Below are 9,509 nucleotides of genomic sequence, written 5' to 3'. Positions count from 1 at the left end.
TCGCAGGCGACAGCGGAACCTTTGCCCGGAGTAGACCGGACGGTTAAGCCTTGATCTTTTGGTTACTTTTGGATCAAGCCAAAAGTAACAAGTAAACCAGCATTTATAAAATCAATTAATTTTCAACTTTCAGTTAGAATATGGAACGTTTTGCCGCAATCGACTTTGAGACAGCCAATGGAAAACGAAGCAGTATATGCAGTATCGGGATTGCTATTATTGAAGACAATAAGGTGGTCGACTCTATTTACACGCTGGTCCGTCCGTATCCGAACTTCTACACCCGGTTTACCACTGCCGTTCACGGCATAACCATGCAGGACACGATCGATTCGCCGGACTTTGAGGAAGCTTGGGCCGGGATTGCCGGTAAATTACGGGATATCCCGCTGGTCGCTCATAACAGCCCCTTCGACGAGGGTTGCCTGCGGGCCGCCCATGAAGCCTATGACCTCGCCTATCCCAAATACCAGTTCTATTGCACCTGCCGCCTGTCCAGGCGGATGTATCCTTTCCTCGTCAACCATCAGCTACAGACCGTCGCCGCCCATTGCGGGTATGATCTGACCTATCACCACCACGCTATGGCCGATGCTTATGCCTGCGCGCATATCGCAGCGACGATGATGCGGGAAAAAGGAGTCGAAAGGTTGTGCGAACTCTAACAGATGGAGGGTTTAGGAGCCGGCGGGCCACACAATAGCGCGTCTACGTCTGTTGGGGAGCTATTGTTCTGATTGTCGAAACATCATTTACCTTAAATTCTTTCGATATGTTCAAAAAGATTCTCCCTGAAGACTTGTATCTGAGTGTGCTTGATAGTTATAAACCATCGGAAGAAGATTTGTGGCGCGGAAAAGTCGCTCCGGACCGCCCTGCCCGTTATCTGTCGGGCAACGAGGTGATCGATGCCGTTGTCGACTTGCTGCATCGCAATCGTCATCAGACCTGCGATTTCTATGCCGCCCGGCTTGGCATCTCGTTGCGCGACCTGAATGGCTTCTACCGGGTGATGACGGGGATGCATTTCGAAGTGTGGCGTGATCGTTATTTGGTTCTCATGGCCAAAGAATTGCTCGAAAAGACGAAAATGAGCAGTAGCGAGATCAGCACATGGATAAAGTTCTCCGCTGTCAACGGTTTCGCTCGTTGGTTCAGCCGTTTGGCCGGCCGCCAGCCCATCGAATGGAGGAGAGGATGGCGGGGGAACGATCCGAGGGCGAAATATCATTTCGACGACTGAATCGTCCCGGTCTTTTGCTTACCGGCGATCTTGTCGACCACGATTGCAATCGCCCCGTCGCCCGTCACATTGCAGGCGGTCCCGAAGCTGTCCATCGCGATGTAGAGGGCGATCATCAGCGCTTGCAAGGTCTCGTTGAACCCTAACATGCTTTGCAGCAATCCCAGCGCGGCCATGATGGCTCCGCCCGGTACACCGGGAGCGGCGACCATCGTGACTCCCAACATCATAATGAATCCGGCAAGGGCGGTGAAAGTGACGGGTTCGCCTGACATATACATGATTGCCATTGCGCAGGCTGTGATCTTCATCGTACTGCCTGCCAGATGTATCGTGGCACAAAGGGGAACGACGAAAATCGCGATGTTCTCCCGTACGCCGTTCTTGACTGCCTGTGCCAATGTCACAGGGATGGTGGCGGCTGAGGACTGCGTGCCCAGTGCGGTCGCGTATGCAGGGAGCATATTCTTCAGCAACCGCAACGGATTCTTTCCGCTGACGCTGCCGGCGATGGTGAACTGGATAAGCAACAATAATACGTGCAGGACGAATATCACGATGATCACTTTCAGGAACATGGCGATTACACTCATGACCTGTCCGCTCACCGTCATGTTCAGGAAGATACCGAAAATATGGAGCGGCAACAAGGGAATGATAACCGCTTCGATCAAATTGACGATGATTTTCTGGAAATCGGAGAAGGCTTCCCGCAACGCTCCTCCGCTGATATAGGACAGGCCGAGCCCGATCGTGAAAGAAAGCAGCAATGCCGTCATCACATCCATCAACGGGGGCATGGCCACCGTGAAGTAAGGCTGCAACATGAAGTCTTCGGGATTCTCCATCGCCGTCAACTCTGTGTTGACCGGAAGGATATGGGGGAAGATCGCCGAACTGCTGAAATAGGTGAAGAAGCCGGAAAAGACAGTCGAACCGTATGCGATCAGTGCGGTCAATGCCAGCAACCTGCCGGCCCCTTTGCCCAATTCCCCGATGGCCGGTGTCACCAGCCCTAAGATGATAAGCGGGATTGAAAACGACAGGAAGTTGCCGAACAAAGAATTAAACGTAACAAAAATGCGGGCGATCCCGCCGGGCAGGAACTGCCCGAACACGACACCGGCGGCAATGGCAATGACCACTTTAGCCAGTAACGACACTTTCAGCTTTTTCATTTTTCCTTTTTATTTTGAACCCGATCGCGGCAATCGTGATGCTCATCAACGGGCTGATTAGATTAAAGAAACAATAGGGAAGATAGGTGAATGTCGCCACTCCGAGGATCGTGGCCTGTGTCATGCCGCAGGTGTTCCACGGGATCAGTACGGAGGTGACGGTGACCGAGTCTTCTACCGTACGGCTCAGCAGGCGGCTTTCATATCCTTTCTTTTCATAAATATCCTTGAACATGTTTCCGGTCAGGATGATCGAGATATACTGGTCGGCCGTACAGATGTTGAGGAACAACCCCGATGCGACTGTCGATGCGACCAGCCCGACCGTCCGTTTCATGAAACGCAGGAATACGGAGGTGATGCTGCCCAACATTCCGCTTGCCGCCATCGCCCCGCCGAAGCACATGGCGCAGAGGATCAGCCAGATCGTATTCATCATGCCCGACATGCCTCGCGTGGCAACCAGGCTGTTCAGTTCCGGATTGCCGGTCTCTATACCCGTGCTGCCGTAGAACGTCATTAACAAGCCCTTGAAATCGGATTGGATATTTTCCACCGGTAAACCGGATATTTCCTGCAACAGGTGCGGTTGGAAGATCAACGCGAACACGCCTGCCAACGCCGCCGAGATGAACAGCGTGATGATCGACGGAACTCTTTTGGCAATCAGGATGCCGGTGACGACCGGTACGATGAGCAGCCACGGTGTGATGTGGAACGTGTTGTTCAGGGCGATCGAGTATTGTTCGATCTGGTCCGTCGCCGTTGCCTCGTGCGAAAGTCCGGCCACCGTGAAGATCACGAGCGTGATGAGCAACGAAGGGACCGTTGTGACCATCATGTACCGGATATGTTTGAAAAGAGGCGTGTCTGTTACCGATGAGGCAAGGATGGTCGTGTCGGAAAGCGGGGATATCTTGTCTCCGAAATAGGCGCCCGAAATGATCGCCCCGGCAATCCATCCGTCGGAAAAACCTTGTGCCTGTCCGATGCCTAAAAGGGCGATCCCGATAGTGGCAATGGTGGTCCAAGAGCTTCCCGTCATGACCGAGACGACCGCACAGATGATGCAGGTCGATGCCAGGAAGAAACTGGGATGGATGATCTGCATCCCGTAATATATCAGAGTGGGGACGACCCCGCTTATCATCCAGCTGCCCGACAACGCCCCGATGATCAGCAGGATAATCAAGGCTGTCGCAACGCCGGTGATATTGTTGATCATCGCCAGTTCCAACGCTTTCCAGCGCACTTTGCTGTAGGTCATGGCGATCAGGCAGCAGACGGCGGTAGCGGTAAGCAATACGATCTGGCTTCCGCCGCTGAGGGCGTCACTGCCGAATGTGCGTATTGTCACAAACAAGAGGGTTACCAAAACAAGTATGGGAACCAGGGAAAGTAAGGGCGAAGGAATCTTCGTCGGATTATGCTCCATTCTCAATAATACTTATTTCTATGTGTTTACTTTGCAAATTTAATGGAAAAGCCTCAAAGTGTTCCTATTATATAACTGATTTTAAGAACGTATTAATGATTTTGCAGTAATAACTCCTTCAATTCTTTCACCCCTTCCGATGCTCCTTTCCGGATGAAACGGATATCGTCGCGATAGGCTTTTACCTCTTTCGGGTCGATGAGGTAGATCGGCTGGCCGCGGCGCACGTAGTTCAGCAGTCCGGCGGCGGGATATACGTTGAGCGAAGTACCGATCACCACAAAGATGTCGCAATCTTCCACCTGGCGGATCGCCGGATCGATCATCGGGACCGCCTCGCCGAACCAGACGATAAAGGGGCGGAGCTGTACCCCGTGAGGATCCTTGTCTCCTATATGCAGGTCCGGATTTTCGGGCGAAATATCGTATGTCGTATTCAGGTCGCGCATGGAGCAGGCTTTCATCAGCTCACCGTGCAGATGGATCACATGGCTGCTTCCCGCCTGCTCATGCAGGTTGTCGATGTTCTGAGTAATGATATGGACGTCAAACTCTTGTTCCAGGTCGGCAAGCCCGATATGCCCGGCGTTGGGTTTCGTGTTCAGCAATTCCCGGCGCCGCTGGTTGTAAAAGTTGAGCACCAGTTCCGGATCGGCTGCGAAGCCTTCCGGGGTTGCCACATCTTCTACCCGATATTTCTCCCACAGTCCGTCCGAGTCACGAAAGGTCGAAATACCACTTTCGGCACTCATCCCGGCACCGGTCAGTACGACTAATTTCTTTTTCATAAGGCAGTTGTTCTATATTTCTTACAAATATAGAAAAGAAAAATCTTCCGGCTTCCCAACTTTGTCTGTAAAAAGGATTGCACCCGTACTTTTTTCTTTCAGTACATAGCCGGAGGGGCGGTCGAAGCGGATTTGTTATGGCTGCGGCTTCCGTACCGGATTCATCCGGCTTGATAATCAAAAAAGGCCGGTGTGACAAAATTGTTTTATCACACCGGCCTTTTGTAAATAAAAATTGTAGCCTGTTATCCTAAATCATTCAGGATATCCACCTTTCCTTCATTAACCAGGCGGTAGATCATCTCGCCGAACAATGTGTTGACCCAAGCAAACCAAGAGCGGGTGAACTTGGCTGGATCGTCCTTGTAGAACGATTCGTGCATAAACCCTGTATCTGCATCCGTGTCGCGTAACATCTTGACACATTTGCGGATCTCCTCGTTGTCGTGTGTCGTGTTGCAGCGCATGATGATACTCATCGGCCAGATATATCCGAAACCGATATGCGGACCGCCGATACCTTCACCGGCTTCGCCTTGGAAGAAATAAGGATTTGAATCGCTGAGCACCATCTTGCGCGTGTTCAGGTAGATCGGGTCGTTCATATCCACGCATCCCAAATATGGTAACGCGAGCAAGCTCGGAACATTGGCGTCATCCATAAACACATGATTGTAAAAGCCGTCTACCTCGAATGCATATACTTTGCCATATTCCGGATGGTTGACGATTCCATATTTCTCTACGGCGGCCGCTACCTCGTCTGCCAATGAGTCGCAACGGCGGGCAAAATCGTTATCGTTTTTGATCTCGCGCATCATCTCGGCCAACTGGCGGAGTGACGTGATGGCGAACAGGTTCGAGGGAACCAGGAACCCGAACAGGGTCGCATCGTCTGACGGGCGGAACGAAGAAACGATCAGACCGACCGGATTGACCGGACTGCCCCAACCGTCGTTCAGCAAGGTATCGCCTTGACGGTCCGTCTTGCGTCTGAACTTATACGGGCCGAGGTTGTCTTTACGCTGTTGTTCCATAAAGGTCTTGTAAACGGTCTTCATCGCTTTGTTCCAATCGGCATCGAAGGGAGAAGTATCACCTGTCTTTTTCCAAAAATGGTAGGCGAGGCGGATCGGGTAACAGAGCGAGTCGATTTCCCATTTGCGCTCATGCAATTCCTTTTTCATATCCGTGAAGTCGCTTTCCCATTCGCTGCCGGTCGGTCCTTCGTTGAAGCCGTTGGCATACGGGTCGATGTTGATGCACCAGGTCTGGCGGTTGATGACGCCGGCAAGCATGGTTTTCACTTTCGGATCGGCATTGGCGAACTGGATATGCGGGAATACCTGCGCCGACGAATCGCGGAGCCACATGGCGTGGATATCGCCGGTCAGGACGAAGGTGTCGGGTTTACCATTCACCATCTTGTGTTCGCAAGTCGTATCCAATGTGTTAGGAAAACAGTTTTCGAACATCCAGGCGAGTTTCGGGTCTTTCAGCTTAGCCTTTGTGGTGGCGATCGCTTTCTCTACGGCTTCGGATGTGAACTGACGTTTGTCCGGTGCCGGACGCTTACAGACGTATTGCAGGGTGGAGGCAGTCCCTGTTAATTTGTCGTCGGTTTTTTCAGCCATACGGGCGAATGAGTGCTGGCCCACCATAAGGCTTGCCAACGAGAGGCCGCCTGTTTTCAGAAAGTTTCTGCGTGTTGTCATCTTGTTTGCTATTTATTTGATGTTATTGATTTCGGAGAAAAGTTCGACCATGCAGGCGTTGTCCAGCAGCCATTTATACTCTTTGGTCTTGATGCCAGTCCAGTCGTTGTCGAGGAATCCGTTCACGTCGCGCGTATGCTCCCATGCGTAGCGGGCGTTGTCCGCCATTGTCCGGATATATTCGGGATTATGGTCCACTTCATAGAGGGCTGTCAGGCCGCGCAGCAGGATCACGTTGAACCAAGGACTGGCGGTGTAGAAGCGGGTTTCCGTTCCGTCTACGGCCTTGCGCACTTCGGTGAAACGTTGGTAGGCGCCTTGGGCGGTCTCCTGCGCGTCTTTCAGATAAGCTTCTTCACCCGATTGCTGGTAGAGCAGGACGCCGGCCTGTATCATCTGTCCGCTGTTGTAAGTATATTTGGCTTTGTCCACGCTTCCGTCCAGGCGGACATTATCCCAGTAAACGAAATCTTCCGGGTCGCGGAGGTTGTTTTTGGTCCAGTCGTATGTCTTCTTGGCCTGTTCGAGGTAGGCGTTGTCTTTTGTCAGGTTGTATAGTTTCATGCAGAGGACGGTTGCGGGCGCATTGGAGCATGTGTTCTTGGACGTCTTCTTTTGCTCGCACCAGTAGATGCCGCCGCCCAGCACGTCGTCCCATCCGCTATATATATAATTGTATAGCGCTTCGGCCTTTTCCAGGTATTTCTTGTTCTTCGTCAAGGCATACAGGTCGCAGAAATCGATCGCCAGCCAGTCGTTGTCATCATAAAAACGGTCGCTTTCCCCGTTGAACATCGGATAGCTCTGGTAGCAGAGCGGTTCGCGTGTGTTATCCCAATACTGCTCCAGCCCCGGCAGAATCCGTTCTTCCAGTACTTTCAGGTATTTCTTGTCTCCCGTTGTCTTGTAGAGCGCAATTCCCCCTGACAGCATACCGGAGTAGGGCCAGAGGAACGATACCTCCTGGTTCCGTTTCTGTTTCGAACCTTCCGCCAGATAGGTGACCTGGTTGTCAGGATTGGCCGGATACGTTTCCTGCAACAAGCCGTATTTTTCGACGTTATACTTGTCCAGAATGTTGGTAAACATCGAATCGGCGATAGAAAGATCGCGATCGGTAGAGGAGGAGGCTGTCGAAGAATTACAAGATGTTCCCCACAGCAGGCAATTACAAAGAATAATCAGTAAATTCAGTTGCTTCATGGTCTAATAGAATAAATATCATTTTCTTCGCAAAGATACGATTTATTCTATATTGTCACTCAGTCTTGCCCTTATGAACTGAAAGGAAGAACCATTTTGGCATGAATTTCATCGAAAAAGGAGAGAGCGGGCCTTGCTTCGGATCGAGTGAGATGCATTTAAGATTATCCTTAGGAAAATAAAATTTGCCCGGCAGTGTAGGAATTCGAATTCTCTGATGTCGAGGCTGAACAAATGTCGGGTGGCTTCTGTTCTTACATTGCTTCTACATAGACATTTTTGGCAATGCACAGGGTTGCTCGTTTTCCAATAAGTGAGGCAAATGTAATAAAAAAGTGTTGCTGTTTGATGTTTGTGTGGTTAAAAGCATTACTTTTGTGGTTCATAATTAGTTGAAAAGAAAAAGAATGGATAAGATTAGTTACGCACTTGGCTTAAGCATTGGAAATAATTTCCAGAACTCAGGCATTAATAATCTTCAGGTTGAGGATTTTGTAAAAGGATTGAAGGATGTGCTCAGCGGAGCAGAACCTGAAATCAGTTACGATGAAGCAAAACAGGTTATCAACGATTACTTCATGAATCTTCAGAAAGAACGACTGGAGCTTAATAAGAAAGCCGGAGAGGAATTCCTGAATATCAATAAGGGAAAAGCCGGAGTCGTTACGTTACCCAGCGGTTTGCAGTATCAGGTCTTGAAGCAGGGCGAAGGAGCCGTACCGGCTGCCTCCGACAAGGTAAAATGCCATTATCATGGTACATTGATCAACGGAACAGTATTCGATAGCTCTGTAGAGCGTGGCGAACCTGCCGTATTCGGCGTGTCTCAGGTGATTCCGGGATGGGTGGAAGCGTTGCAGTTGATGCCGGTAGGTTCTAAATGGCGTCTTTTCATCCCTTCAGACCTCGCTTATGGCGAGCACGGGGCTGGCGATGCGATCGAACCGAACAGTGCACTGGTTTTCGATGTTGAATTGTTGGACATAGTAAAATAACATAATAGAGAAAAATGAAAAAGATTAGTGTATTGGTTGCTACAGCGATTGTAGCTATGGGTATTACATCATGTGGTGATTCACACAAAAGCGCCTCTCTGAAGACTGCCGCAGATAGCGTGAGCTATGCCATCGGTATCAGCACAGGTGCAGGTTACAAAGATAACTTGAAAACTCTGCCGGGCGATCCTGCTAACGTAGATGATCTGATCGCTGGTTTTGTGCAGGCTATCAAAGGCGATTCTTCCGCTATGAAGATGACTCCGCAGGCAGCACAGGCTTATGTCCAGACTTACTTTATGGAAGCTTCAGCAAGAGATGCCAAGAAGACGAAAGAAGAAGGCGAAAAGTTCCTGGCTGAAAACAAAACAAAGAAAGACATTATCACGACTGAAAGCGGTTTGCAGTATCAGGTCGTAACGGAAGGTACAGGCGCTAAACCGACTGCCGACGATAAAGTGAAAGTTCACTACACGGGTACGTTGTTGGACGGAACTAAATTCGACAGCACGATGGACCGTGGCGGCGAACCGGCCGAGTTCCCGGTTGGAGGCGTAATCAAGGGCTGGACGGAAGTGCTGCAGTTGATGCCGGTAGGTTCTAAATATATCGTTTGGATTCCTTCTGACCTGGCTTACGGCGAACGTGGCATGGGACAGGATATCAAACCGAACAGCACACTGAAATTCGAAATCGAATTGCTGGATATCGTAAAAGATAAATAAGAGATAAACTATCGTTTTATACGGGTTAGGACGGGCGAAATATGTTAAATAGCATTTTTCGCCCGCTTTTATTATTTATTTCATACTTTTTTCTTTCACAATGATATAGTATTGAAATTAATTATATACTTTTGATACATTAAATCTAAAAAGGAAAGTAAAGTAAGCAAGCAATGGAGAAGATAGACAAACTGGACCGGCAGATATTGAACATTATTTCAAAGAAT

The 9,509-nt window shown here is 50.0% G+C and carries 9 protein-coding genes; 4 read left to right on the top strand and 5 right to left on the bottom strand.

Features of this window, described 5'->3' with window-relative positions; all coding sequences use genetic code 11:
• Positions 1-140 precede the first annotated feature (140 nt).
• Both RDN79_RS18605 and RDN79_RS18600 read left to right on the top strand, forming a co-directional pair.
• Complete coding sequence (locus RDN79_RS18605) at positions 141-665, top strand: 3'-5' exonuclease (RefSeq protein ID WP_186930703.1); 525 nt, start codon at positions 141-143, stop codon at positions 663-665.
• Between the two features lie 107 nt (positions 666-772).
• Complete coding sequence (locus tag RDN79_RS18600) at positions 773-1,243, top strand: AraC family transcriptional regulator (protein WP_298549135.1); 471 nt, start codon at positions 773-775, stop codon at positions 1,241-1,243.
• Here RDN79_RS18600 and RDN79_RS18595 read toward each other — a convergent pair.
• The 5 genes from RDN79_RS18595 to RDN79_RS18575 all read right to left on the bottom strand — a co-directional run bounded on the left by RDN79_RS18595 (position 1,228) and on the right by RDN79_RS18575 (position 7,562).
• Positions 1,228-2,421: a dicarboxylate/amino acid:cation symporter gene (locus RDN79_RS18595; protein ID WP_298549137.1), complete on the bottom strand. Its 1,194-nt coding sequence runs from the start codon at positions 2,419-2,421 to the stop codon at positions 1,228-1,230. The genes RDN79_RS18600 and RDN79_RS18595 overlap by 16 nt on opposite strands.
• Complete coding sequence (gene nhaC / locus RDN79_RS18590; RefSeq protein WP_298549140.1) at positions 2,390-3,856, bottom strand: Na+/H+ antiporter NhaC; 1,467 nt, start codon at positions 3,854-3,856, stop codon at positions 2,390-2,392. Before nhaC ends, RDN79_RS18595 begins: the two co-directional genes overlap by 32 nt.
• A 92-nt stretch (positions 3,857-3,948) precedes the next feature.
• Complete coding sequence (locus RDN79_RS18585) at positions 3,949-4,644, bottom strand: NAD-dependent deacylase (protein ID WP_298549143.1); 696 nt, start codon at positions 4,642-4,644, stop codon at positions 3,949-3,951.
• Positions 4,645-4,889: 245 nt separating this feature from the next.
• Positions 4,890-6,359: a glycoside hydrolase family 125 protein gene (locus RDN79_RS18580; protein WP_298549145.1), complete on the bottom strand. Its 1,470-nt coding sequence runs from the start codon at positions 6,357-6,359 to the stop codon at positions 4,890-4,892.
• Between the two features lie 12 nt (positions 6,360-6,371).
• The gene (locus RDN79_RS18575; protein ID WP_298549148.1) at positions 6,372-7,562 is read right to left on the bottom strand and encodes a glycoside hydrolase family 76 protein; all 1,191 of its coding nucleotides are present in this window, start codon (positions 7,560-7,562) and stop codon (positions 6,372-6,374) included.
• 407 nt (positions 7,563-7,969) lie between these two features.
• Here RDN79_RS18575 and RDN79_RS18570 point away from each other — a divergent pair, with 407 nt between their 5' ends.
• Positions 7,970-8,557 (top strand): FKBP-type peptidyl-prolyl cis-trans isomerase, encoded by a 588-nt coding sequence (locus RDN79_RS18570; RefSeq protein ID WP_298549151.1) that lies wholly within the window; start codon positions 7,970-7,972, stop codon positions 8,555-8,557.
• A 14-nt stretch (positions 8,558-8,571) separates the two neighbouring features.
• Positions 8,572-9,282, top strand: coding sequence for an FKBP-type peptidyl-prolyl cis-trans isomerase (locus RDN79_RS18565; protein ID WP_298549154.1), 711 nt, complete (start codon positions 8,572-8,574; stop codon positions 9,280-9,282).
• Positions 9,283-9,509: the final 227 nt, after the last annotated feature.

The organism is uncultured Parabacteroides sp. (genome assembly GCF_902493135.1).
In the GTDB taxonomy this organism is placed as follows: Bacteria; Bacteroidota; Bacteroidia; order Bacteroidales; family Tannerellaceae; genus Parabacteroides.
The sequence above is the reverse complement of the archived record's forward strand: the minus strand, read 5'-3'. Positions and strand labels throughout refer to the sequence as shown.

Coding starts and splice junctions, on each gene's coding strand:
- RDN79_RS18605 (WP_186930703.1), top strand. CDS start 141: ATGGAACGTTTTGCCGCAATCGACTTTGAGACAGCCAATGGAAAACGA.
- RDN79_RS18570 (WP_298549151.1), top strand. CDS start 7,970: ATGGATAAGATTAGTTACGCACTTGGCTTAAGCATTGGAAATAATTTC.
- RDN79_RS18580 (WP_298549145.1), bottom strand. CDS start 6,359: ATGACAACACGCAGAAACTTTCTGAAAACAGGCGGCCTCTCGTTGGCA.
- nhaC (WP_298549140.1), bottom strand. CDS start 3,856: ATGGAGCATAATCCGACGAAGATTCCTTCGCCCTTACTTTCCCTGGTT.
- RDN79_RS18585 (WP_298549143.1), bottom strand. CDS start 4,644: ATGAAAAAGAAATTAGTCGTACTGACCGGTGCCGGGATGAGTGCCGAA.
- RDN79_RS18575 (WP_298549148.1), bottom strand. CDS start 7,562: ATGAAGCAACTGAATTTACTGATTATTCTTTGTAATTGCCTGCTGTGG.
- RDN79_RS18595 (WP_298549137.1), bottom strand. CDS start 2,421: ATGAAAAAGCTGAAAGTGTCGTTACTGGCTAAAGTGGTCATTGCCATT.
- RDN79_RS18565 (WP_298549154.1), top strand. CDS start 8,572: ATGAAAAAGATTAGTGTATTGGTTGCTACAGCGATTGTAGCTATGGGT.
- RDN79_RS18600 (WP_298549135.1), top strand. CDS start 773: ATGTTCAAAAAGATTCTCCCTGAAGACTTGTATCTGAGTGTGCTTGAT.